18 protein-coding genes are annotated in these 24,382 nt (G+C 67.2%); 10 read left to right on the top strand and 8 right to left on the bottom strand.

Going from position 1 to position 24,382, the window contains the following annotated elements:
- Nucleotides 1-26: 26 nt before the first annotated feature.
- Nucleotides 27-1,709, bottom strand: a complete 1,683-nt coding sequence (locus G6032_RS09535) for a M28 family metallopeptidase (RefSeq protein ID WP_165281897.1) — start codon at nucleotides 1,707-1,709, stop codon at nucleotides 27-29.
- 138 nt (nucleotides 1,710-1,847) lie between these two features.
- The gene (locus G6032_RS09540) at nucleotides 1,848-3,200 is read right to left on the bottom strand and encodes a 3-deoxy-7-phosphoheptulonate synthase class II (protein WP_165281898.1); all 1,353 of its coding nucleotides are present in this window, start codon (nucleotides 3,198-3,200) and stop codon (nucleotides 1,848-1,850) included.
- 182 nt (nucleotides 3,201-3,382) lie between these two features.
- Here G6032_RS09540 and G6032_RS09545 point away from each other — a divergent pair, with 182 nt between their 5' ends.
- Genes G6032_RS09545 through G6032_RS09555 form a run of 3 tightly spaced genes read left to right on the top strand, consistent with a single transcriptional unit; the run spans nucleotide 3,383 to nucleotide 6,709 of the window.
- Nucleotides 3,383-4,546: a saccharopine dehydrogenase C-terminal domain-containing protein gene (locus G6032_RS09545; RefSeq protein WP_165281899.1), complete on the top strand. Its 1,164-nt coding sequence runs from the start codon at nucleotides 3,383-3,385 to the stop codon at nucleotides 4,544-4,546.
- A gap of 1 nt (nucleotide 4,547) precedes the next feature.
- Nucleotides 4,548-6,068 carry an aldehyde dehydrogenase family protein gene (locus G6032_RS09550; RefSeq protein ID WP_165281900.1) on the top strand — a complete coding sequence of 507 codons (1,521 nt, stop codon included), beginning with the start codon at nucleotides 4,548-4,550 and terminating at the stop codon, nucleotides 6,066-6,068.
- Nucleotides 6,069-6,094: 26 nt separating this feature from the next.
- Nucleotides 6,095-6,709, top strand: a complete 615-nt coding sequence (locus G6032_RS09555) for a hypothetical protein (protein ID WP_165281901.1) — start codon at nucleotides 6,095-6,097, stop codon at nucleotides 6,707-6,709.
- Nucleotides 6,710-6,764: 55 nt separating this feature from the next.
- Here G6032_RS09555 and G6032_RS09560 read toward each other — a convergent pair whose 3' ends face one another.
- On the bottom strand, nucleotides 6,765-7,253 hold the full coding sequence (locus G6032_RS09560; protein WP_165281902.1) for an asparaginase domain-containing protein: 489 nt from the start codon (nucleotides 7,251-7,253) through the stop codon (nucleotides 6,765-6,767).
- Between the two features lie 99 nt (nucleotides 7,254-7,352).
- On the opposite strand from G6032_RS09560, the gene G6032_RS09565 reads away from it, so the two are divergent.
- Nucleotides 7,353-8,837 carry an NfeD family protein gene (locus tag G6032_RS09565; RefSeq protein WP_165281903.1) on the top strand — a complete coding sequence of 495 codons (1,485 nt, stop codon included), beginning with the start codon at nucleotides 7,353-7,355 and terminating at the stop codon, nucleotides 8,835-8,837.
- Nucleotides 8,838-8,847: 10 nt separating this feature from the next.
- Nucleotides 8,848-9,639 carry a slipin family protein gene (locus tag G6032_RS09570; RefSeq protein WP_206211933.1) on the top strand — a complete coding sequence of 264 codons (792 nt, stop codon included), beginning with the start codon at nucleotides 8,848-8,850 and terminating at the stop codon, nucleotides 9,637-9,639.
- On the opposite strand, the gene G6032_RS09575 is transcribed toward G6032_RS09570, so the two are convergent.
- The 5 genes from G6032_RS09575 to G6032_RS09595 are packed head-to-tail and all read right to left on the bottom strand — an operon-like array spanning nucleotide 9,636 to nucleotide 17,150.
- Nucleotides 9,636-10,586, bottom strand: coding sequence for a DegV family protein (locus G6032_RS09575; protein ID WP_165281904.1), 951 nt, complete (start codon nucleotides 10,584-10,586; stop codon nucleotides 9,636-9,638). The genes G6032_RS09570 and G6032_RS09575 overlap by 4 nt on opposite strands.
- Nucleotides 10,587-10,641: 55 nt before the next feature.
- A complete protein-coding gene (hrpA, locus tag G6032_RS09580) occupies nucleotides 10,642-14,457 on the bottom strand; it encodes an ATP-dependent RNA helicase HrpA (RefSeq protein ID WP_165281905.1) in 3,816 nt (1,271 codons plus the stop codon).
- Entirely contained in the window at nucleotides 14,366-15,148 is a 783-nt protein-coding gene (mazG, locus tag G6032_RS09585; protein WP_165281906.1) for a nucleoside triphosphate pyrophosphohydrolase, read from the bottom strand. Before mazG ends, hrpA begins: the two co-directional genes overlap by 92 nt.
- The gene (locus G6032_RS09590) at nucleotides 15,145-15,765 is read right to left on the bottom strand and encodes a CoA pyrophosphatase (protein WP_165281907.1); all 621 of its coding nucleotides are present in this window, start codon (nucleotides 15,763-15,765) and stop codon (nucleotides 15,145-15,147) included. The genes mazG and G6032_RS09590 overlap by 4 nt, the downstream gene beginning before the upstream one ends.
- Complete coding sequence (locus G6032_RS09595; RefSeq protein WP_165281908.1) at nucleotides 15,762-17,150, bottom strand: class II fumarate hydratase; 1,389 nt, start codon at nucleotides 17,148-17,150, stop codon at nucleotides 15,762-15,764. The genes G6032_RS09590 and G6032_RS09595 overlap by 4 nt, the downstream gene beginning before the upstream one ends.
- Nucleotides 17,151-17,313: 163 nt before the next feature.
- On the opposite strand from G6032_RS09595, the gene purB reads away from it, so the two are divergent.
- The 5 genes from purB (at nucleotide 17,314) to G6032_RS09620 (ending at nucleotide 24,353) form a co-directional block, all read left to right on the top strand.
- Nucleotides 17,314-18,681: an adenylosuccinate lyase gene (gene purB, locus G6032_RS09600; protein ID WP_165281909.1), complete on the top strand. Its 1,368-nt coding sequence runs from the start codon at nucleotides 17,314-17,316 to the stop codon at nucleotides 18,679-18,681.
- 22 nt (nucleotides 18,682-18,703) lie between these two features.
- A complete protein-coding gene (locus G6032_RS09605) occupies nucleotides 18,704-19,651 on the top strand; it encodes a GNAT family N-acetyltransferase (protein WP_165281910.1) in 948 nt (315 codons plus the stop codon).
- The gene (gene mnmA, locus G6032_RS09610; RefSeq protein WP_206211934.1) at nucleotides 19,648-20,769 is read left to right on the top strand and encodes a tRNA 2-thiouridine(34) synthase MnmA; all 1,122 of its coding nucleotides are present in this window, start codon (nucleotides 19,648-19,650) and stop codon (nucleotides 20,767-20,769) included. Before G6032_RS09605 ends, mnmA begins: the two co-directional genes overlap by 4 nt.
- Before the next feature lie 79 nt (nucleotides 20,770-20,848).
- Nucleotides 20,849-23,602: an aconitate hydratase AcnA gene (gene acnA, locus G6032_RS09615; RefSeq protein ID WP_165281912.1), complete on the top strand. Its 2,754-nt coding sequence runs from the start codon at nucleotides 20,849-20,851 to the stop codon at nucleotides 23,600-23,602.
- Between the two features lie 13 nt (nucleotides 23,603-23,615).
- A complete protein-coding gene (locus G6032_RS09620) occupies nucleotides 23,616-24,353 on the top strand; it encodes an NAD-dependent deacylase (protein WP_346763789.1) in 738 nt (245 codons plus the stop codon).
- The last annotated feature ends 29 nt before the right edge of the window (nucleotides 24,354-24,382 follow it).

The raw sequence follows: 24,382 nt of genomic DNA on the forward strand, positions 1-24,382 counted from the left end.
CGTTTCACCGCTCCGGACCGGCCCGCTCAGTCGGCCGGCCGCTGGATGTCGCGGATGGCGCGGAATTCGTTGCCCGGCGTCCAGTTCGGCCAGTCGGAAGACATCGCCAGTGCCCGCCCGATGTCGAAATACAGGAGCAAATCGAGCGCGCCGCCGCGCCAGTCCTGCGTCGGCGAATACTCGTCGGCCGGCTTGTGGTAGCGCTCATCGTTGTAGGCCTGCGAAAGCGCCTTGCCGCGGGCCGTGCCGCCGTCCAGCAAGTCCAGGCCCATCCTGGGGTACAAGGCGGGCACACCGCGCTTGGCCAGGTTGAAATGATCGGAACGATAGTAGGAGCCCGCCTCCGGACGCTGGTCAGGCAATACCTTGCGGCCCTGCTTCGCGGCCGCCTGATCGACGAACTCATCCAGTTCCGAAGCGCCGTAACCCACGACGGAGATATCCCGGGTCGGACCGATGTAATTCAGCCCGTCGATGTTGATGACCGCGACGGTGTTCTCGAGCGGGAATGCCGGCTGTGCCGCGTAATGCGCCGACCCCAACAGGCCCTGTTCTTCCGCGGTCACGGCGACGAAGGCGATGCTTCTTGCGGGCGGCGGATCCATTTTCGCGTAGGCCTCCGCCAGGACCAGCAGTCCCGCCGTCCCCGAAGCATTGTCCACCGCGCCGTTGTAAATCTCCGCCCCATCACGGCCGAGGTGGTCCCAGTGGGCGGTGAACAGCACGACCTCCTCCGGCCGTTCGCTGCCCGGTATCACGGCGACGATGTTGTAGGAGTCGGACTCGGCCAGGCGGCTCTGCACGCGCGCGGTCGCGCGCAACTCGCCGAGCGCGCGGGCCCGGAAGCCGGGGCGTTGAGCGGCGGCTTTCAAGGTGTCGAAATCCTCCCCGGCCGCGGCGCAGAGGCGCCGTGCCGTCGCAGCGCTCAGCCAGCCCTCCACGGTTGCCATGGCTTCGTCCCGGTTCGCTCCACGCAGGCCGCGGCGTTTCGTGGCGCCCTGTGCAATGACCTCCCAGCCATAGCTGGCCGGCTCATCCTCGTGGACCACGAGCACCGCCGCTGCGCCCTGTCGCGCCGCCTCCTCGAACTTGTAAGTCCATCGGCCGTAGTAGGTCATGGCCCGCCCGGTGAACAGTGCCGGATCCCCGGTCGCAAAGCCCGGGTCGTTGACCAGCACGACCACCGTCTTGCCGCGCACATCCAGGCCCGCATAGTCGTTCCAGCCATACTCCGGCGCCACGATGCCGTAGCCGGCGAACACGAGCGGGCTGTCCTGCACTGTCACTTCCTCGCGCAACAGCCCGGTCGAGGCAATCATATCCACGCCGAATTCGAGATCCGCCTGGAAATCCGGGCCCGCCACCGACAGCGTCGGCGCCGGGTCGAAGGTCCAGGACACCAGCGGCACTGCCTGCCGGTAACTGTCACCGTAGGCCGGCTGCGCGCCCGCGGCCGCAAAACCCTTCTCCAGGTAGTCGAGCGTGAGGACCTCGCCCGGCGTCCCGGGGAATCGTCCGCCGAAGGCGTCCGAGGCGAGCGCCCCGATGTGACGATGCAGCGCCGCATCCGTGAATGACGGGTCCGGCTCGGTCGGCGTGGCGGCCACGACGATCGTGCCGGCCAGGGAGAGCAGGAATCCTGCGCTGCTGGAGACGAATGCGCGCCGGCGGCGCGTCGCAGGCTGCCTGCGGGGGGTGTGCTGTTTCAATGCTGGCCTCGCTTCTCGTTCGATGGGCGGCCCAATGATGCCAGATTAGCCGGCGGCCGCGGCAGGGTTGCCGCGACTCGATGAGCCCTGGAATGTCGTCTGCCCGTTCAGACCGGCGGGTGCGAAACCCGGATTGGCTCAGCGACCCCGCAGATCGGCGATCCGCATCGCGAGTTCGAGCGCCTGCTCGTAGTTCAGCCGAGGATCGACCTGCGAAAGGTAGGCGCGCTCGAGATCGGTCTCGGTAAGGCCCCGCGCGCCCCCGATGCATTCGGTGACGTCGTCGCCGGTCAGTTCGAAATGCACCCCGCCGAGGTAGCTGCCCATCTCCTCGTGGATGCGGAAGGCCTGTTCCACCTCGGAGAGAATACGGTCGAAACTGCGCGTCTTGACGCCGGTCGAGGTGTTCTCCGTGTTGCCGTGCATGGGGTCGCAGACCCACAATACGGTGGCCCCCGCAGCCTGCACCGCCTCGATCATCGGCGGCAGGTGCGACGCGATATTGCCGGCGCCGAAACGATGGATCAGCGTCAGCCGGCCCGGCGTATTGTCGGGGTTGAGCGTGTCGATCAGCCCGCGCAGCCAGTCGTTGCTCATGCCGGTGCCGACCTTCACCGATATCGGATTAGCGATCCCGCGGAAATACTCGACATGCGCGCCGTCGAGTTGCGCCGTGCGCATGCCGATCCACGGATAGTGCGTGGACAGGTTGTACCAACGGCCGCTGCGCTCGATGAAACGCGTCTGCGCCTGCTCGTACAACAGGTGCAGACCCTCGTGCGAAGTGAAGAAATCGATCCGCCGGGTGCGATGGACGGGCTGCCCCGAAATGAACTCGAAAAAATCCATCGAGTCGGTGATGCTCTTGACGATCTGCTTGTAGGCATGCTCGAAGGGCGTCGACTGGGCAAAGCCGATGTTCCAGTATTCCGGATGATGCAGATCGGCGAAGCCGCCTTCGGCGAGCGCACGAACGAAGTTCAGCGTCAGCGCGGCGCGATGATAACCCTCGAGCATCAACTCCGGGTCGGGAACGCGGTCCGCCGATGTGAAGCCGTTCCGGTTGACGAGGTCGCCGCGGTAACTGGGCAGTGTCTCGCCGTCGCGCGTCTCGTTGTCAGCGGACCTGGGCTTGGCATACTGGCCGGCCATCCGTCCCACGCGGATCACGGGACGCTTGAGGCTGTGCAGGAGCACCACGCTGACCTGCAACAGGATCTTGAGCTTGCGCGCGATCTGGTCCGAGTTGCAGTCGGCGAAATTCTCGGCGCAATCGCCGCCCTGGAGCAGGAACGCCTCCCCGCGCTGGGCCCGGGCGATCTTGTCCTGCAAGGCTTCGACTTCCCAGGACACCACCAAGGGCGGCAGCATGCTGAGCCGCTGCACGACGGAGGCGACGGCGTCGGCATCGGGGTACATCGGCTGCTGGCTGGCGATCTTGTCCTGCCAGCTTGCCGGATGCCACTGCTGGGGCTTTGTCTTGGCGTTCATGTCGTCATCCTACCGCGCATTGCCGCAGTGCAAAAGCCGTCCTGCCGACGCCTCGGCTGGCGCCATGCGGCGAGAGTCGCGATAATTGCCGGATATCGTCAGGCATCCCCCGGAACGAACGCGCCCCGCAGGCGAGGGACGGGCCGGACACGTCTCAAAAAAACAATCCTGGAGTCACCTTGATGCATCGAGTACTCGTTCTCGGGGCCGGCAAGATCGGAGCCCTGATTTCCGGCCTGTTGGGCGAATCGGGCGATTATCGTATCGATCTCGCAGACCTCGACGGCGCCGCGGCGGAAAGCGTCGTCAAGGCCCATGGGCTCGCCAATGTGCGGGCTTTCGCCCTCGATGCCACCGCGCCGGAGGACCTGGCCGCCCATCTCGATGCCCATCCCGTGGATGCCGTGATCTCGGGATTGCCGTACTTCTGCAACGTGCCGGTGGCGGCGGCCGCCCGGCAGCGGGGCATGCACTATTTCGACCTGACGGAAGACGTCGCCGTCACCGAGGAGGTCCGCACGCTCGCGGCCGGCGCATCCACGGCGTTCGCCCCGCAATGCGGGCTCGCACCCGGCTTCGTCAGCATCGCGGCCAACGAGCTCGCCGCGCATTTCGACGAGATCCACACCGTCAAGCTGCGCGTCGGCGCCCTCCCCCAGCACCCGAACAACGTCCTGAAGTACTCCCTGACATGGTCGACCGACGGGTTGATCAACGAGTACGGCAACATGTGCCAGAGCGTGGAGGATGGCAGCATCATCAATGTGCTGCCGCTGGAAGGGCTGGAGGAAATAGAGATCGACGGCAACGTCTACGAGGCCTTCAATACCTCGGGCGGCCTCGGGTCGCTTGCCGACAGCTGGCACGGCCGCGTGACCGAGATGAACTACAAGACCATGCGCTACCCCGGCCACTGCAACCAGATGCGGCTGCTCATGAACGGCCTCAAGCTCAATCATGATCGCGACACCCTCAAGCGCATCCTCGAGAACGCGGTGCCCCGGACACTGCAGGACGTCGTGATCGTCTATGTTTCGGTCGTCGGGCTGCAGGACGGCGAGTTGCGTGAGGAGAACTACGTCAACAAGGTCTACCCGCAGATCATCGCCGGGCGGCTCTGGTCCGCCATCCAGGTGACGACCGCGGCAGGGGTCTGCGCCGTCGCCGATCTCGTCATCTGTGATCCCGAGTCGCATCGCGGTTTCGTCACGCAGGAGAGCTTTCACCTGAAAGACGTGCTCGACAACCGCTTCGGCCGGTTCTATGCCCATGGCGGCACCAATGAAGTATCGGCGCGAATGATCGCGACCGGGGCCGTGGGCCATCAACGCGCAAAGGGAGCATGAAATGCTGGAAATACTGAAAAGCCTCGGCCTCGGCGAGGAGAATTCGGGCGCCTGGGCGGGTTCCCGCGAGCTGCCCGGAAAGGGCCTGGTCATCAACTCGATGAACCCCGCCACGGGTGAGACCATCGCCCGGGTGCGCACGGCCTCTCCCGATGAGTACGAGGATATCGTCGCGGCAGCACGCGAAGCATTCCACCTGTGGCGGGCGATTCCCGCGCCGCAACGGGGCGAGGCGGTACGACTGTGCGCGGAAGCGCTGCGGCGACACAAGGACGCGCTGGGCAGCCTGGTCAGCCTGGAGATGGGCAAGATCAAGGCCGAAGGCGACGGCGAGGTCCAGGAGATGATCGATGTCGCCGATTTCGCCGTCGGCCAGTCGCGGATGCTCTACGGACGTACCATGCATTCCGAGCGTCCCGGTCATCGGATGTACGAGCAATGGCATCCCCTGGGCGTGGTCGGCATCATCAGCGCCTTCAATTTCCCTGTCGCCGTGTGGAGCTGGAACGCGCTGATCGCGGCGGTGTGCGGCGACGTATGCATCTGGAAGCCGTCCCCGAGCACCCCCCTGTGTGCGATCGCCGTGCAGAAGATCTGCAACGAAGCGCTCGCCGGACAGGGCTTCCCGCCGATCTTCAACCTGTTCGTCGAATCGGACGTCGCCATGGCCGAAACCTTCGTCGACGACGAACGCATCGACCTGGTGTCCTTCACCGGTTCCACTGCAGTAGGCCGCAAGGTCGCGCAACGCGTCGCCGCGCGGCTCGGCAGGTCGCTGCTCGAACTCGGCGGCAACAACGCGATCATCGTCGACGAACGCGCCAACCTGGAGCTCGCCGTGCCGGCGATCGTTTTTGGTGCCGTCGGCACCGCCGGCCAGCGTTGCACCACGACGCGCCGGGTGTTCGTGCACGAGAAGCTGTTCGACGAACTGGCCCATCGGCTGATGCACGCCTACGAACAGGTCCGCATCGGCGACCCGCTGGATCCGAGCACCCTGATGGGCCCGCTGATCAGCGCGGCCGCCGTCTCGCGCTACGAGGCGGCCCTCGAGAGAGTCATCGCCCATGGTGGCCGGGTGCTGACCGGCGGTCACGTCATCGACCGGCCCGGACATTTCGTCCAGCCCACGATCGTCAAGGCCAGCAACGAATGGCCGATCGTGCAGGAGGAAACCTTCGGGCCTATCCTGTACCTCATTCCCTATCACCACCTGGACGAAGCGATTGCGCTGAACAACGGGGTCCGGCAAGGCCTGTCGTCGGCCATCTTCACGGACGACCTGCCGACGGCGGAACGTTTCCTCGGCGCAACCGGGAGCGACTGCGGCATCGCCAACGTGAACATCGGCACCTCCGGCGCAGAGATCGGCGGCGCTTTCGGCGGCGAGAAGGATACGGGCGGCGGGCGCGAGGCCGGCTCGGACTCGTGGAAGGCCTACATGAGACGCCAGACCAACACCATCAACTTCAGCCATGAATTGCCGCTGGCACAGGGAATCCGCTTCGACCTGGAAGGCTGAGTCACGACGCGATACGGAGAACGAACATGCTGAAGAGGATATTTGCCGGCGCACTGCTCGCCGCGCTGCCCATGATCACCCACGCCGGCGATCTGCCCGCCGGGTGGAGTGAACCGACGGTCGCCCACGAGGGAACGCGTGTGATCAAGGCCGGCGGCGAGACGATCGAGACGTATTACCGCTACCGCCCGCCGGGCCTGCATCGCGAGGAAATGAGCCACCAGGGCATGTCGATGGCCATGGTCATCCGACAGGACCGGGGCGTCGTTTACACCTTCCTGCCGAACAACATGTACATGGAAACGAGCATCGACAAGCCCGGGATGATGGGCGAAAGCGACCCCCTCCCCGACGCGGAAAACATTGTCGAGTTCACGGAAATCGGCGCCGAGGAAATCGACGGCTGGCCGACGACCCGCTACCACGTCATCACCGTGGACGAGGGCCAGCGCGCGGAGGGTGATTTCTGGGTCACGGAACACTGGATTCCGATCCGCATGGAGTTCACGAGCAGCGAACGGCCGGGCGAGACCATGAGCATGGAAATCCGGGACCTGCGCATCGGTGAGCAGGACCCGGCATTGTTCGAAGTGCCGCCGGGCGCCACCAAGATGCCGGGCATGGGCGGTTTCGGCGGCTGAGCTGAAGCGGCGGCTTCGCAACGGCAGCTCGCCGGCCGCCGCGCCTGCGGCAAGTTCAGGCCCGTAACGCCTCGAAGCGGTTCAGCTCGCGGTTCTTGCGCACGTTGTCGTGCGCGAAGATTTGCCCGTTCATGGCGATCCAGACGCCTGGCGGGCAGGTCTGCACCGCGGCGACGGCCATGCCGATATTGAACACCGCGTCAGAACTCTGGAAACGCGCCGGGGTCAACGCGCCCGTCAGGACGATGGTTTTTCCCGCCACGGCCGCCAGCGCGGCGGCAGTCTCCACCATGGTGTCCGTGCCGTGGGTCACGACCACACGGGTTTCCGTCCGTGCCGCGATGGCCGTGCGCATCGCGACCCGGTCGGTCGCGTCGATCTCCAGGCTGTCCTTGCGCATCAGCGGAACGACATGGGGGGTGAAGCCCACGCCCGCCTCGCGCAAAATGGTGTCGATCACGGTGTCACCGACTTCGAAGCGGCTCATGGCGTCGAAATAGATCTTGTCGATCGTCCCGCCGGTCGTCACAAAAACGATATCCATCGTGTCTTCACTCGATCCTGTTGGTTCACCGGACGCCAGGGGGGCGCCCGGATGCCCGCGCGACTGGCGCGGGCCCGGGCTGGACGATACCATGAGCCAATGAACACGCTGCGCGCTTTTTTCCTGTGCATCGCCTGCTTTGCGGCGCTCGCCGCCGTGGCCCAGGGCGGTTCGGAGCGAGACACACAAGAGGGTTCCCGCGCGTTGTTGCTGGAGCTGAACGGCCCCATCGGACCGGCGCTCAGCAACTATCTCGTGGACGGGATCGACAACGCCGCCGACGAGGGATTCGACCTCGTGGTCATCGAGATGGATACGCCCGGCGGCCTCGACACCGCCATGCGCGACATCATCAAGTCGATCCTCGGCTCGTCCGTCCCCGTGGTCACCTGGGTCTCCCCGAGCGGCTCCAGGGCCGCCAGCGCGGGGACCTACATTCTCTACGCGAGCCACGTCGCCGCCATGGCGCCCGCAACCAATCTCGGCGCCGCGACGCCGGTGCCCGTCGGTGGCGGCGGCAACCGGCCCTCCCCGCCGGACGATGCGTTCGATCCCGGCGGCGACTCCGCCCCCGCCGACGAAGAACCGGCTGCCGAAGGTGAATCCGCTGCCGACGGGGAAACCGCCGCGGACGAAGACGGAACGCAGGAAAAGGCCGATGGCGATGCCGCCGAACCCGCCCCGAACACGGGAGGTCCGGAAGCCAAGGCGATCAACGATGCGGTGGCTTATATCCGCTCGCTGGCGGAGCAGCGAGGTCGCAACGCCGACTGGGCGGAACGCGCGGTGCGCGAATCCGTCAGTCTCACGGCCGAACGCGCCGTGGAAAAGAACGTGGTCGATCTCATCGCGGTCGATCTTGCGGGGCTCCTCACGGCGATCGACGGGCGCACGGTGACCACTGCCACCGGCGACGTGGAAATTCGCAGTGCCGGTGCCACGGTGGAACGCGTCGGGCCGGACTGGCGCACCCGCCTGCTCGCCGTGATCACGAGTCCTACGGTCGCTTACATGCTGCTGCTGGCCGGAATCTACGGACTGATTTTCGAAGGCTACAACCCGGGCGCCGTGATTCCCGGGGTGGTCGGGGCCGTCTGCCTGCTGCTGGCGCTGTACGCACTGCAGGTGCTGCCCGTGAACTATGCCGGACTCGGCCTGATCGTGCTGGGACTGCTCCTGATGATAGGCGAGGTATTCGTCCCCAGCTTCGGTGCGCTCGGGCTCGGAGGCATCGTCGCCTTCGTCGTCGGCTCGATCATCCTCATGGATACCGACGTGCCCGGCTATGGCATCCCGACCGCCTTGATCGGCTCGATCGCCGCCGTGGGCGGCAGCATCGTGATGGCGATCATCTGGATGGCCATGCGCGCACGGGGTCAGCCCATCGTCAGCGGACGCGACGACTTGATCGGCGCGACGGCCGTGGCGGCCGAGGAATTCACCGGTCGCGGACACGTGCGGGTCCACGGCGAATTGTGGACCGCCGAGACTCGCGGCGTGGTCCGCAGCGGCCAGTCCCTGCGCGTCAATGGAATGCACGGGCTCGTCCTCGAAGTCGAGCCCCTCGAAACGAAGGAGAAATGACATGACCGGTATGATGGGATATTTCAGCACCCTGTTGCTGGGCGCCGTCGTCCTCTTGCTGCTCAGCGCGATCAAGATCCTCAAGGAATACGAGCGCGGCGTCATCTTCCAGCTGGGACGGTTCTACAAGGTCAAGGGGCCAGGCCTGATCATCGTCATCCCGATCATCCAGCAGATCGTCAAGACCGATCTGCGGATCGTCGTCATGGATGTGCCGTCGCAGGACGTCATTTCGCAGGACAACGTGTCGGTGAAAGTCAATGCCGTGGTCTATTTCCGCATCATCGACCCGGAGCGCGCCATCATCCAGGTCGAAAACGTCTACGAGGCCACCAGCCAGCTGGCGCAGACGACGCTGCGCTCGGTGCTCGGCAAGCACGAGCTGGACGAAATGCTCTCGGAACGCGACAAGCTCAATACGGATATCCAGTCGATCCTCGACGAGCACACGGACAACTGGGGCATCAAGGTCACCAACGTCGAGATCAAGCACGTCGACATCGACGAGAGCATGATCCGCGCGATTGCACAGCAGGCCGAGGCCGAGCGTTCCCGGCGCGCCAAGGTCATTCATGCGGAAGGCGAAATGCAGGCGTCGGCGCGGCTCGTCGAAGCCGCGCAGCAGCTGTCTACCCAACCGCAGGCCATGCAGCTGCGCTATCTCCAGACGCTGAGCCACATCGCGAACGAGAAGACCAACACGATCGTGTTCCCGTTGCCCCTGGATCTCATCGGGCCGTTGGTCAAGGCGGTTCCCGGTGCGTTCAAGCCGCCGGAACCTCCGGCGAGCGAGGAGCGCTAGGCCTCGCTGTCCGCCTCGGCTGCGGCCAGCCAGGCCACCGAAAAGGCGCCCGGCCCGAGGCGGACCGCCATGGTCGCGCTCATCACGGAGAGATGCAGCTCCGCACCCAGGCCCAGGGCGCGCGCCTCCAGGGACTGGTAGGCAGGCATTTCGCGAATCACCCGGGGATCCCCGCCGAAGCTCAGTGCCACCGCCCGCGCCCCCGATCCGCGGCCGATCCCGTCCTCGGCTTTTTTGAGGGCCGTGGCGCACGCTGCGTTGAAGCCGCGCGGACGCGCCACGGTGCGATAGCGTCCGGCCTTGAGCTCGATCACGGGCTTCAGATCCGAGACCACCGCGCGAATCCGGTCGAGCCGGCTGATCGCGCTGCGTTCGCCATCCAGGCCGCGGTGGCCGAGAAACCAGGGATCCGCCGCGACGGCCAGGCATACGGTCCGCGACGCCGCCTGCCGCACGGCCCTGCGGATGCTCTCGAACCCGAGTTTTCCCGCCCGCAGCAATTGCATCGCGTGGCACACCAGCACCGCCTCCCCCGCGCAGACTGAACAGCTGTCCAGGACACGCAACGCGAACCCCCCGTCGTGCCGGCCCGCTTCCCGGCGCTCGCGGTAATGTTGCAGGATCGCGTACGATGCCTCGGTCGCGCGCTCGAACAGCTCGCTGAACTCCGCACAGGCGCTGATCACCAGGATGCGCTCGTAGTCGGATACCAGCTCATGCAGGAAGATGTCGCTGATCTCCGCGGCGCCGCACGCGGTCGAGTGGGCGGTCGACGCCCGGTCCGCGATGTGTCGCCGGTACAGCGCCATGGTGCGATCCGGGTCCCGCTCATCCAGCCAGGTCCTGCCGTCGATCTGCAGCACGGACGGCAGGACGCGAATGCCGTTCGACTCCAGGTAGGCATCGGGCAGATCGCACGAAGCACCGACGACGACGCCGATTCTCATGCGGCGGGAAGAGGTTCGTTCATCGGCCGATTGTGGTTGGCGCGGTCCGCGTACGTCAATCGGCGAGAACGACCCCGGCCTGCAGGGACCTCACGGCGAGCCACTGCTTGTCCAGGCGCGCATGGGAGACTCGCCCCGCGACGCCCAGCTGCTGGGCGAAGAGCTGCACGCGGTACTCCTCGACCATCCAGCGATAGTCACGGAAGGCGTCGGCCGCCGCTGCGCTGGACCAGTCCGTCGCGAAACCTTCTTCCAGTCTCTGCCTCGGCAGCGCGAGCTCCAGGACCTGGCGGGCCTCGCCCTTGCCCATGGCGAGGCGCTCGATCCGCAACATGATCGCCTGCAGGTAACGCGGCATGGAACGCAGGCGCTCCGGTGGAGTGACGCGGAAACAGCCGGGAAACATGAGCTGCCGGAGCTGTCGCTCGATATCCGCTGCGGCTTCGCGCGCTCCGGGGCCGGTGAGCCCGGCCGCCAGCGCGCGACGGCAGGACGAGTTCAGGGCCAGGATCTCCGCGGCGAGGCCGAGGAAGCGTTCCCCCTCCGGAACGAGTCGCGAACGGCCTTGTTCGAGCTGCCGTCGAAAGGCGGCCTCATCCCGCGGCACCTCGGCGTCCCCCGCGAGAAACACGCCCGAGAACGCGGCCGCTACGAGGTCTTCAGGCAGGTCGGTGCCGGATGCCAGCTCGCGCCCGAGCAACACCAGGCTGCGATCCCGCCGCGCGGCCTGCAACAAGGCGCGGTGCTGCTGGGGCATCGCCAGCATGAAAAGTCGCAGGACGCCAAGGCGGTGCGCATCCGCGGCGGCTCCCGGCGTGCTGAACAACCGGCAGGAAACGCTGGACCCGTCGTCCTGGATCGCGGCGAAGAGTTGCTGCCGGGTGCGGCCGTGGCGCACTTCCAGCTGTTCCGGCGCCGCGCCGAAACGCCAGTCGCGGAACCCATCCCCCGCCCAGGCATCATCCCGGAGTGTCTCGACCGGACCGCTGCCGGGAGAATGGCGCTCCTTGAGGGCCCGCAGGTCGCGCGACGCCGCGATGGGCTCGCCCGCCTCATCCAGCACCCGGACCCGGAAGCGCAACCAGGGCTCGAGCTCCAGTTCCGCCCAGGTTTCCGGTTCGACTTCGACGCCGGCGGTTTGCCGCAGCGTCTCCGCCAGGGCCGCGCGAAGCCGTCCGACGCCGGGCCGGAGCCGGGCCAGGCATTCCCTCGCATGATCGGGCACGGGCACGATGCGGCGGCGTGCGGCCTTGGGCAGGGCGCGCAGCATCGCGATGACCTTCTCCTCGAGCCACCCCGGGACGAGCCACTCGAGGCGATCTTCGTCGAGCAACGGCAGCAGGTGGCGCGGGACGTCCACGGTCACGCCATCCTCCTCCGCCACCGGATCGAAGTGATAATGCAGCGGCAGCCGGTTGCCGCCGAGCTCGAGGCTGTCGGGATAGGCCTCGACCGCCGGCAGGGGCGCCCCCGTCAGCAGGTCCTCGAGTGACATCTCCAGGAGGTCCGGCCGGTTTTTTTCCGCCTTGCGCCGCCAGCGCTCGAAGGCGGCCATCGAAGAGATCTCCGCCGGCACCCGTGCCGCATAGAACGCCGCCAGTGCCTCGTCGCCGGCGAGCAGCTCCCGGCGGCGCAGCTTCGCCTCGAGCAGGTGCACCTCGTCCACGAGCCGCCGGTTGGCGGCCAGGAAGCGTCCCCGGGTGCGCAGCCGGCCCGCCGCCAGCGCCTCGCGGAGAAAAACTTCGCGCGCCCCGGCCGGATCCACGCGGGCGTAATCGACGCGACGATTGGCCGCGAGCACCAGCCCGAAAAGCGTCACTTGTTCGCGTGCCGCAACGAATCCCCGGTCCGCCTGCCAGTGCGGATCCGACCAGCTGCGCCTGAGCAGGTGGGCCCCTGCCGATTCGATCCATGCCGGTTGCACGGCGGCCGCCATGCGCCCCCAGACACGCCCCGTCTCGACCAGGGCCGCCACCACCACCCACGTCGGCGGGCGACCGGCGAGGGTCGAGTCCGGGAACAACCGGAAACGGAGGTTACGCGGCCCGCGAAACTCGCCGTTCTCATCGAGCCGCCCGATATGAGACAGCATCCCAGCCAGCACCGCGCGGTGGACCGCAGCATAATCCGCTGCGATCTCGTTTTCCTTGAGGCGCATCTCGTGGACGATGCCCACCAGCTGGCGGTGCACGTCCTGCCATTCACGCAAGCGGAGAAAAGAGACGAAATTGTCCCGGCACCAGCGACGTTGCGCGCTGCCGGAATCGTGCTTGCGCCGCGCCTGCCAGTTTTCCCAGAGTTTCACGAGGGAAAGAAAATCCGAGCGCGGGTCCCGGAACGCCGCATGGCGCTCGTCCGCACTGGCGGCCGCCTCGACGGGACGCTCGCGCGGGTCGCGGATCGATAACCCGGAGGCGATGACGAGCATTTCCCGCAGGCAGCCCTGCTCGCCCGCAGCCAGCAGCATCCGCGCGAGGCGCGGATCCACCGGCAGCCGCGCGAGGCGGCGCCCGAGCGAGGTGATCTTGCGCCCCTCGTCCACCGCGCCGAGCTCGCGCAACAGGCGGTAACCGTCATTGATGAAACGGGCATCCGGCGGATCGAGAAACGGGAACTCGGCGATGTCGCCCAGGCCGAGCGTTTCCATCTGCAGGATGACGCTCGCCAGGTTGGTGCGGCGGATCTCGGGATCCGTGTATTCGGGCCGTGCGTCATGCTCCGCTTCCTCGTAGAGCCGGATGCAGATGCCCTCGGCCTCCCGGCCGCACCGCCCGCGACGTTGCCAGGCGCTCGCCTGCGAGATCGGCTCGACCTGGAGCCGCTGGATCTTGGAGCGATAGCTGTAACGACTGATCCGTGCGAGGCCGGAATCCACCACGCAGCGGATGCCCGGCACCGTGAGAGACGTTTCCGCCACGTTGGTGGCCAGAACGAAGCGCCGTCGTCCCGCGGGCTTGAAGACACGGTCCTGCTCGCTGCTGGAGAGGCGCCCGTACAGCGGCAATACCTCCACGCCCGGCGGATGGTGCTTGCGCAACGCCTCGGCGGCTTCGCGAATCTCGCGTTCCCCCGGCAGGAAGACGAGGATGTCTCCCGCTGGCGGCTGGCCCGGCGCGGTCAGTTCGTCCACTGCGGCGAGCACCCCGTCGGCGAGGCGGCCTTCTTCGGGATCGGTCGCCGGCCGGTAACGGACCTCGACGGGATAAGCGGTCCCGGCCACCTCGATGACGGGTGCGCCGCCGAAATGCTCCGCGAAACGCGCCGGCTCGATCGTCGCCGAAGTGATGAGAACCTTGAGGTCGGGACGGCGCGGCAGGATCCGCTTCAGGTAACCGAGCAGAAAATCGATGTTGAGGCTGCGCTCGTGCGCCTCGTCGATGATCAGCGTGTCGTAGCGCGAGAGCAGCGGATCGCTGCGGATCTCCGCGAGCAGGATACCGTCGGTCATCAGTTTCACGCGGCAATCCGGGCCCGTCCGGTCCGCGAAACGCACCTTCCAGCCCACGACCGATGTCCCGGCCGGACCGAGCTCGTCGGCAATCCGCGCCGCCACGGCGCGCGCAGCGATCCGTCGCGGCTGCGTGTGTCCGATCATGCCGTGCCGGCCGCGTCCCGAGGCCAGGCAGATCTTCGGCAGCTGGGTCGTTTTCCCGGAACCTGTCGCACCGCAAACGACCACCACCTGGTGGGCTTCCAGCGCGGCAGCGATCTCCTCGCGAGCCGCTGAAATCGGCAGCGCGGATGGAAACTCGAGGCGCAGCGCCTTGTCGGGGCGTGCCTCAACGCTCAGCTTCGGACTCCTTGGCTGCGCTCCAGAGCCGCTCCAGGGCTTCGCTGTCCACCTCGTCGACGCGCCGCCCGGACGCTGCAAGCGCAGCCTCCATGGCGCGGAAGCGGCGCTCGAACTTCAGGTTCGCGCGGCGCAGGGCCCCTTCGGCGTCTATCTCGAGGTGCCGCGCGAAGTTGACGATGCTGAACAGCAGGTCGCCCAGCTCCTCGTCGATGTGCGCCGGGGAAGATCCGGCGGCGGCGATCTCCAGCTCCGCGGCTTCTTCGGCGATCTTGTCGAGCACGGCCCGGGCATCGGGCCAGTCGAAACCGACTCGCGCCGCGCGGCGGCCCAGTTTCTGGGCCCGCGCGAGCGCGGGCAAGGCGGCGGGAACACCGTCCAGCAATCCCTCGTCCCGCGCGGCGCGTTCCCCGGCCTTGTGAGACTCCCAGGCGGCGGTCTGGGCGGTGGCGTCGGCGATCCGCGCGTCGCCGAAGACGTGCGGATGGCGGCGCCGCATCTTTTCTGCGAGCCCGGCCGCGACACCGTTGAAGTCGAAAGCCGCCTGCTCCTCGGCGAGGCGCGCGTGGAACACGACCTGGAACAACAGGTCGCCCAGCTCCTCGCGCAGCGCCTCGAGATCGCCGCGTTCGATCGCGTCGGCCACTTCGAAGGCTTCCTCGATCGTGTAGGGGGCGATGGTCGCAAACGTCTGGGCCTGGTCCCAGGGACAGCCGTCGCGGGGGTCGCGCAGCCGGCGCATCACTTCGAGCAGGTCCTCCATCGCCTTCATGAACACTCCTCGCGCAGCATGTCGCGGAAATTCACCAGCATGGCCGCCGTCGCGCCCCAGATCCGGTGCCTTCCCCAGGGCAGTTCGTAGTACGGCAGTCGCACCCCCATGAAACGCTTGTGGGCCAGCTGCATGTTGCCGGGCTCCAGGAGCACCTCCAGCGGCACTTCGAAAGCTTCGCTGACTTCCTCCGCATCCACCACCGGGTTGAAGGCGGCCCCGACGAAGCCCACCACCGGCGTCACGGAGAACCCCGTGATCGTGAGGTAGTTCGGCAGGTACCCGGCGACCTCGACGAGCGACGCCGGCAGGCCGATCTCCTCTCGTGACTCGCGCAGTGCCGCTTCCAGGGGTCCGGCGTCCAGCGCATCCATGCGCCCGCCCGGAAAGCTGACCTGGCCGGCATGGTGGCGCAGCCCCGCGGCCCGGACCGTGAACAGGACGGTCAACCCCCCCGGACGCTCCACGATGGGGAGCAATACGGCAGCAGGAACCAGCGTGCGCGGCCGCAACCGCTCCAGCGCACGCGGCAGGTCCCCGGCGATCCCCGGCACCCGGTAGATCTCCGGCGGAGCCGGTCGCGTGCCCGCGAAGCGCCGGGCGATGAGCCCCTTCACTTGCGGATGCCGCCCTCCGTCAGGGACGCGGCGTCCAGAAGGCGCGCGAGTTCCTGTTCGGACAATTCGGTCATCTCCAGCGCGACTTCCCGGATCGGCCGCCCCTGGGCATAGGCTTTTTTCGCCGTGGCCGCACCCAGCTCGTAACCGATCACGGGATTGAGCGCGGTCACGAGGATCGGGTTCCTGTCGAGGGCCGCCTTGATGTGGGCCTCGTTGACCGTGAAGCCCGCGATGGCGCGATCCGCCAGCGCCCGCGCGGCGGCCGCAAGCAGCGCGATGCTGTCCAGCAGTCGGTCGGCGATCACCGGCAGCATCACGTTGAGCTGGAAATTCCCGGACTGCCCGCCGATCGTGATCGTCGCGTCGTTGCCGATCACCTGGGCGGCGACCATCGCCGTCGCCTCCGGGATCACCGGGTTCACCTTGCCCGGCATGATGCTCGATCCGGGCTGCAGCGCCGGCAGCGCGATCTCGCCGATCCCGGCGAGCGGCCCGCTGTTCATCCAGCGCAGGTCGTTGGCGATCTTCATCAGGCTGACAGCCACGGTCTTCAACTGTCCCGAGAGTTCCACCGCGGTGTCCTGGCAGCTGAGACTCTCGAAATAATCACCGCTGGCAGCGAACTCCGTGCCGGTGCGCTTCGCGAGCTGGGCGGCGAATCGTTCGCCGAAAGCCTCGTGCGCATTGATCCCGGTGCCGACCGCCGTGCCGCCCTGCGCCAGGCGCCAGAGGCGCGACCGGGTGCCCCGGAGTCGATCCAGGCCGGCGCGCACCTGGCTCGCCCAGCCGCCGAGCTCCTGGCTCATGCGCACCGGCATGGCGTCCATCAGGTGCGTCCGACCGGTCTTGACGACGTCGTGGCATTCCACCGCTTTCGCCTCGATGACCTGCGCCAGGTGTTCCAGCGCCGGCAGCAGTGCGGCCTCGAGTTCCAGCGCAGCGCTCACGTGGATGGCCGTCGGGATCACATCGTTGCTGCTCTGGCCCATGTTCACGTGGTCGTTGGGGTGCACGGGACGGCCGGCGCGGCGCGTCGCGAGGGTCGCGATCACCTCGTTGGCGTTCATGTTGGTGCTGGTGCCCGACCCTGTCTGGAATACATCGACCGGGAACTGCTCATGGTGCTTCCCGTCCGCCACCTCCTCGGCGGCCGCCCGGATCGCGTCCGCGAGCGTATCCTCCAGCAGCCCCAGTTCATGGTTGGCGCCGGCGGCCGCCCATTTCACCAGGCCGACGGCGCGCACGAAGGCCCTGGGCAGAGGCCGGCCGCTGATCGGGAAGTTCTCGACCGCGCGCTGCGTCTGTGCCCCCCATAACGCGTCCGCGGGCACCCGGAGCTCGCCCATGCTGTCTTTTTCGATGCGATAGTCCTGCGCCGACATGCGCTCTCTCCCTCTGGGCAAGAAATGGCTTTAAGTTCCATTTCTATATACATGTTAAAAAAGCATTAAATAAAGATCATACCGCGCGCGCCAGCGGCCGCTTCAAGCTGCTGATCGCGTTGCGGTATGATGCCGCAATCCTAACACTTCCGGCACCTTATCCATGGATACCTCACCGCTCACGGCCATTTCCCCGGTTGATGGCCGTTACGCCGGGCGGGCCTCCCGGCTCCGTCCCGTGTTCAGTGAATTCGGACTGATCCGATACCGTGTCGCCGTGGAGGCCCGCTGGTTGCTCGCGCTTGCTGACGAGCCGGGCATCGTCGAGCTCGACCCGGTGACCGGCAAACCGCTCGAACTGCTCAAGTCGCTGGCCGCCGGCCTGACGCTCGAACAGGCGGTGCGGGTAAAGTCCATCGAAGGGAAGACCAATCACGACGTCAAGGCCGTCGAATACTTCCTCAAGGAGCAGCTTGCGCCCCTGGATGCAGACGGCCGCCTGCGCGAGTTCTTCCACTTCGCCTGCACCTCTGAAGACATCAACAACCTGGCCTATGCCCTGATGCTGCGGGACGCACGCAACGAGGTCCTGCTGCCGGAACAGAACGGCCTCACCACCCGGCTGGCCCACCTGGCGGAGGAGTACGCCGCCCTCCCGATGCTCTCGCGCACGCACGGGCAGGCAGCGTCGCCGACCACGCTGGGCAAGGAGTTCGCCAATTTCGCGTGGCGGCTGCGGCGGCTGGGGGCGAGCTTCGCGCAGGTGGAGATCCTCGGCAAGCTGAACGGCGCCGTGGGGAACTACAACGCGCATCTCGCGGCGTATCCCGACGTGGACTGGCCCGCCGTGTCGCGACTTTTCGTGGAGTCGCTCGGCCTGGCGTCGAATCCCTACACGACGCAGATCGAGCCGCATGACTGGATCGCCGAGTATTGCCATGCACTGGAGCGTTTCAACACCGCCCTCCTGGACCTCTGTCGCGACCTGTGGGGCTACGTCTCGCTGGGCTATTTCAAGCAGAAGCTGGTGGCCGGGGAAGTCGGCTCCTCCACCATGCCGCACAAGGTCAACCCGATCGATTTCGAGAATGCGGAAGGCAACCTCGGCATCGCCAATGCGCTGCTCGGGCATTTTGCCGCCAAGCTGCCGGTATCGCGCTGGCAGCGCGACCTGACCGATTCCACGGTGCTGCGCAATATCGGCGTCGCGCTCGGCCACTCGCTGATCGCGTATTCGTCGGTGATGAAAGGCCTCGAGCGACTCGAGGCGGATCCGGCGCGACTCGAGCAGGACCTGGAGGCGAACTGGGAGGTGCTGGGAGAAGCCATCCAGACCGCGATGCGTCGTCACGGCCTGGAAAACCCCTACGAGCAGCTCAAGGCGCTGACGCGGGGGCGCCGGGTGACGCCGGAGGAGTTGCGCGCCTTCATCGGCGGCCTCGGCCTGCCCGGCGAGGTGCAGCATCGCCTGCTCGAACTCACGCCCGGGACTTACACCGGGCTCGCCGCCCGGCTCGCACGCGATCTCTGATTCGCCGCGGAGCCGCACGCCCATGGACTACAGCGATTTCAGCGTACGCCTCGCCGACTGGGGCACCGATGAAGAGAATCTGCGCCAGCTCCGCACCACGGTGTTCGTCGAGGAGCAGGCCGTCGCCGAGGACGAGGAATGGGACGGCCTCGATCCCGTTTGCGCCCACGCGGTCGCCACCGCGCCGGACGTCGGCGCCATCGGGACAGGCCGCCTCCATCCGTCGGGCAAGATCGGACGCATGGCGGTGCTGCCGGAATGGCGCGGCTACGGTGTCGGCGCGGCGATCCTGCGCCGGCTGCTCGAAGAGGCCGCGCAGCAGGGGCTCGAGGCGGTCTACCTGCACGCCCAGGTCCAGGTGCTCGGTTTTTATGCGCGCTTCGGCTTCGTGGCTGAAGGCCCGGAATTCGACGAGGCGGGCATCATGCATCGCCTGATGCGCCTTTCCCTACCAGGCGGCGGCACGGGCCTGACAGCGCCCGGGGAACTGACCGGCACCCGGCGCATGCTGAGCGGCAAGCTGGAATTCGCCGATGCGGTCGCCGACGTGGCTGCCCTGGCGGCCCGGTCGCTCGCCATCTTCACGCCGGACCTCGAACACGGCGTCTACGATTCGAAGCGTTTCCTGGAGATCGTGAAACGCCTGGTCCTGTCGCGCAGCCACGCCCGCATCCGGGTCCTGATCAGCGATCCGGGCCGCGTGCAACCGAGCGTCAACCGCTTCCTCTACGTTGGCCGGCGCCTCTCCACCTTCATCGAGTTCCGCCATCTGCCGGACGCTTACCAGGATCGCAGCGACGCCTTCCTGGTCGCGGACGGCATGGCACTGGTCTACCGGCCGAAGACCGACCGCTGGGAAGGCATCGCCGACACTCGAGAGCCGCGCATGGCGCGCCGATACCTCGGACAGTTCGACCAGCTGTGGCAGCTCAGCACGGCGGCGCGCGAACTGGACGAACTGGGACTCTGATGGCCGCGCAGCGCGTCATCGTAGGCCTGTCCGGCGGCGTCGATTCCTCGGTCGCGGCGCTGCGCCTGCTGGAGGCGGGCCATGATGTCGAGGGCCTGTTCATGAGCAACTGGTCCGAGGACGAGGAAGGCTACTGCCAGTCCGCCGAGGATTTCCAGGATGCGCGAGCCGTATGCGAACTGCTGGGCATCCCGCTGCACCACGCGGATTTCTCGCGCGAGTACCGGGACCGCGTGTTCGCGGCATTCCTCTCCGGCTACCGCGCCGGCGTCACGCCGAACCCGGACGTCCTCTGTAACCGGGAAATCAAGTTCGGCAGCTTTCTCGACCATGCCCGACGCCTCGGCGCCGCGCGCATCGCGACCGGCCACTATGCAAGGACCGACGCAGCCGGACGGCTGCTGCGCGCCGTAGACGCGGACAAGGACCAGACCTATTTCCTGCACGCGGTGCCGGCCGAAGCCCTGCGCCACACCGTCTTTCCGCTGGGAGAACTGCACAAGACCGAAGTGCGGGCGCTGGCGAAGCGGGCGGGACTGCCCAACCACGATCGCAAGGACAGCACCGGGATCTGTTTTATCGGCGAACGGCCCTTTGCCGAGTTCCTGGCACGTCACCTGGAGGACGAAGCCGGCGAAATAGAGGACCTGGACGGGAGGGCGCTCGGCCGACACCAGGGACTGACCCGCTATACCCTGGGGCAGCGCCAGGGACTGCGACTCGGCGGCGTCAGCGGCGCCGACGACGCACCCTGGTTCGTGGCCGGCAAGGACGCTGCCCGCAATGTGCTGCTCGTGGTCCAGGGACACGATCATCCCGCCCTGTTCAGCCGGCGGCTCACGGCCGTCGAGCCCCACTGGGTCGCAGGCGTCCCGCCGGCTGTTCCGCTGGAATGCATGGCGCGCTGCCGGCATCGCCAGCCCTTGCAGCCCTGCCGCCTCGAGATCACGGGCGATGGCCCGCTGGTCGTGAACTTCGCAACTCCGCAGCGTGCCCTCACCCCAGGACAGTTCGTCGTCTTTTACAGCGGCGAGAATTGCCTGGGCGGCGCCACGATCGCGACCGTGGACGCGCCGACCGCCGCCGGCCGGCTCCAATCCCGTCCCGTCTCCGCCTGACGGTAATCCGTTATAATTGGGGATTCGAAAGGCCATGCGGACCGTCACGGGGGCCGCCTCAATCCATCCTGGAGGAATCATGAAGGACACGGTGGACGCGCGTTCCGCGCTGAAGGTCAACGGTAAGGATTACCACATCTGGTCACTGGACTCGCTGGGCAAGGACCGGATCGCCAGGCTGCCCTACTCGCTGCGGATCCTGCTGGAAAACCTCCTGCGCCACGAAGACGGCGTGAACGTGACCCGCCAGGATATCGAGGCGCTGCTCGCCTGGGACCCCAAGGCGGAACCGGAGACCGAGATCGCCTTCACCCCCGCGCGGGTCATCCTGCAGGACTTCACCGGCGTCCCGGCCGTGGTCGATCTCGCCGCGATGCGTGACGCCGTCGTCAAGCTGGGCGGCAACGCCGACGCCATCAACCCGCTGTCGCCCGCCGAGCTGGTCATCGATCACTCCGTGCAGGTCGATTCCTTCGGCTCGGCCGACTCGCTGCAGAAGAACAACGAGATCGAATTCGGTCGGAACAAGGAACGCTACAGCTTCCTGCGCTGGGGGCAGAACGCCTTCGACAATTTCAAGGTCGTGCCGCCCAACACGGGCATCGTCCACCAGGTCAACCTCGAGTTCCTCGCCCGGGTCGTGTTCGATGCCGAGAAGAACGGCGAGCTCCAGGCCTACCCCGACACCCTGGTCGGCACGGACTCCCATACCACGATGATCAACGGACTCGGGGTGCTCGGCTGGGGCGTCGGCGGCATCGAGGCCGAGGCGGCCATGCTCGGTCAGCCCGTGACGATGCTCATCCCGCAGGTGATCGGTTTCCGCCTCAAGGGCAGCCTCGCCGAGGGCGCCACCGCGACCGACCTGGTGCTCACGGTGACCGAGATGCTGCGCAAGAAGGGTGTCGTGGGCAAGTTCGTCGAGTTCTTCGGCGACGGGCTTTCCAACCTGCCGCTGGCCGACCGCGCCACGCTCGGCAACATGTCGCCGGAATTCGGCAGCACCTGCGCCATCTTCCCGATCGACGCCGAGACGGTGCGCTACCTCCAATTGTCCGGACGCAGCCCCGAGCGCATCGCGCTGGTGGAGTCCTACGCGAAGGCCCAGGGCCTGTGGCGCGAGGACGGCCAGCCGGAAGCCGAGTACACCGATGTCCTCGAGCTGGACCTGGCGGACGTCAAGCCCAGCATCGCGGGTCCGAAGCGGCCACAGGATCGCATCCTGCTCTCTGATGCCAAGATGGCTTTCCTGAAGCAGCTGCAGCCCATCGAAGCCGCGCGCGCCAACAGCAAGGACGTGGCCGAATCGCGTTTCGAGGGTGAAGGCGGCGATGTCTCCGTGGGCAACCCGGCCTCGGCGGCGGCGCCGGGGCTGGCGAAGGTGAGTCGTGGCGGCGAGGACTTCGTGGTACGTGACGGCGCGGTGCTGATCGCCGCCATCACGAGTTGCACCAACACCTCGAACCCGGCCGTGATGCTGGCCGCCGGCCTGCTCGCGCGTAACGCGGCCGCGAAGGGACTGAAGGTCAAGCCGTGGGTGAAGACCAGCCTGGCCCCGGGGTCGCGGGTGGTCACGGAATACCTGAAAAAAGCCGAGCTGCTCGATGACCTCGAGGCACTCGGATTCAACGTCGTCGGCTATGGCTGCACCACCTGCATCGGCAACTCGGGCCCGCTGCCCGAGGAGATCGCCGACGCAGTGTCCAGGCACGACATCGTCGGCACCTCGGTGCTGTCGGGCAACCGCAACTTCGAGGGCCGCATTCATCCGCTGGTGCGGATGAACTACCTGGCTTCCCCGCCGCTGGTGGTGGCCTACGCGCTGGCCGGCAACCTCGACGTGGACCTGTTGAACGAGCCTCTCGGCGAGGGCCCCGACGGCCCCGTGTACCTGAAAGACGTCTGGCCGTCGGCCCACGAGGTGCAGGACACGATCCTCTCGAGCCTGGACTCGACGATGTTCCAGGGCAGCTACGGCGAGGTCTTCGACGGCGATTCGAACTGGCAGGGCCTCTCGGTGCCCGAAGGCGAAATCTACGACTGGCCGGCCGAATCGACCTATGTGCGCAACCCGCCCTACTTCGAAGGCATGGACATGGCGCCCGCCGCACTCGAGCCCATCGAAGGCGCACGCGCGCTCGCCGTGCTGGGCGATTCCGTCACCACGGATCACATTTCCCCCGCCGGCAGCATCGCGTCCAACAGCCCCGCCGCGAAGTACCTGGTGAGTAAGGGCGTGGACCCGAACGACTTCAACTCCTACGGCTCACGCCGCGGCAACCACGAGGTCATGATGCGCGGCACCTTCGCCAACATCCGGCTGCGCAACCAGCTGGCCGGCGGCGTCGAGGGCGGCTGGACCCGTTACCTTCCGACCGGCGAAATCATGGCCATCTACGACGCCGCCATGCGCTACCAGGAAGACGGCACGCCGCTGGTGATTCTCGCCGGCAAGGAATACGGTTCGGGCTCCTCGCGCGACTGGGCCGCCAAGGGCACGAAGCTGCTCGGGGTCCGGGCGGTGATCGCGGAGAGCTACGAGCGCATCCACCGCTCCAATCTCATCGGCATGGGCGTCCTGCCGCTGCAGTTCAAGGACGGCGACAACGCCGCTTCGCTGGGTCTCGAAGGTACCGAGACCTTCACCATCGACGGCCTGGGCGATGGCAGCGCCCGCGAGGTGACGGTCACCGCGACACGTGAGGGTGCAAAAGACATCGTCTTCACGGCCCGTGTCCGCATCGACACGCCCAAGGAACGCGAGTACTACCAGAACGGCGGCATCCTGCACTTCGTGCTGCGCCAGCTCGCTGCGGCCGACCAGGCGGCCTGAGTACAGGACGCCCGTGGCGTCCGCCGATCTGCCGGCCGGCCTGCTGGATGCGCTCCGCCAGGCCGGCCGCGTCGTGTTCCTCACCGGCGCGGGCGTTTCCGCCGAGAGCGGCGTGCCCACCTTCCGCGACGCCCTGACCGGCCTGTGGGCCCGCTTCCGGCCGGAGGAACTTGCGACGCCCGAAGCCTTTCGTCGCAACCCGCAGCTGGTCTGGGACTGGTACCGGGAACGCCGCCGCCAGGTCGCCGCGGTGGCGCCGAACCCGGCGCATTGTGCGATCGCCACGCTCCAGGCGCGACTCCCCCACACCCTGCTCGTGACCCAGAACGTGGACGGCCTGCACCAGCGCGCGGGCAGCGTCGACGCCGTGGAGTTCCACGGCAATCTCTTCACCAACCGGTGTCGGGGCTGCGGCCATACAGCGCCGCAGGGAGACCCGCAACTGGCGGCGCCGCCGCCCTGCCCGGAGTGCGGCGAACTGATGGGGCCGGGCGTGGTGTGGTTCGGCGAGGCCATCCCCGGCGAGGCCCTGGAGCGGGCCTGGCGTGGCGCGAGCGAGGCGGACATCGTTCTTGCCATTGGCACCTCCGGCCTCGTCACGCCCGCCGCCTCACTGCCCGAAGTGGCGCGCCAGGGTGGCGCGCTGGTCGTGGAGGTCAATCTGCAGCCCACGCCGCTCAGCGCGCAGGCGGATTTCGTCGTCACGGGCCCGGCCGCCCAAAGCCTACCCGCAATCGTGGCGGTCTTGTGAGATAAATCACTTTAATTAATAATTCTATT

It is taken from the genome of Wenzhouxiangella sp. XN24 (genome assembly GCF_011064545.1).
Lineage (GTDB): Bacteria > Pseudomonadota > Gammaproteobacteria > Steroidobacterales > XN24 > XN24.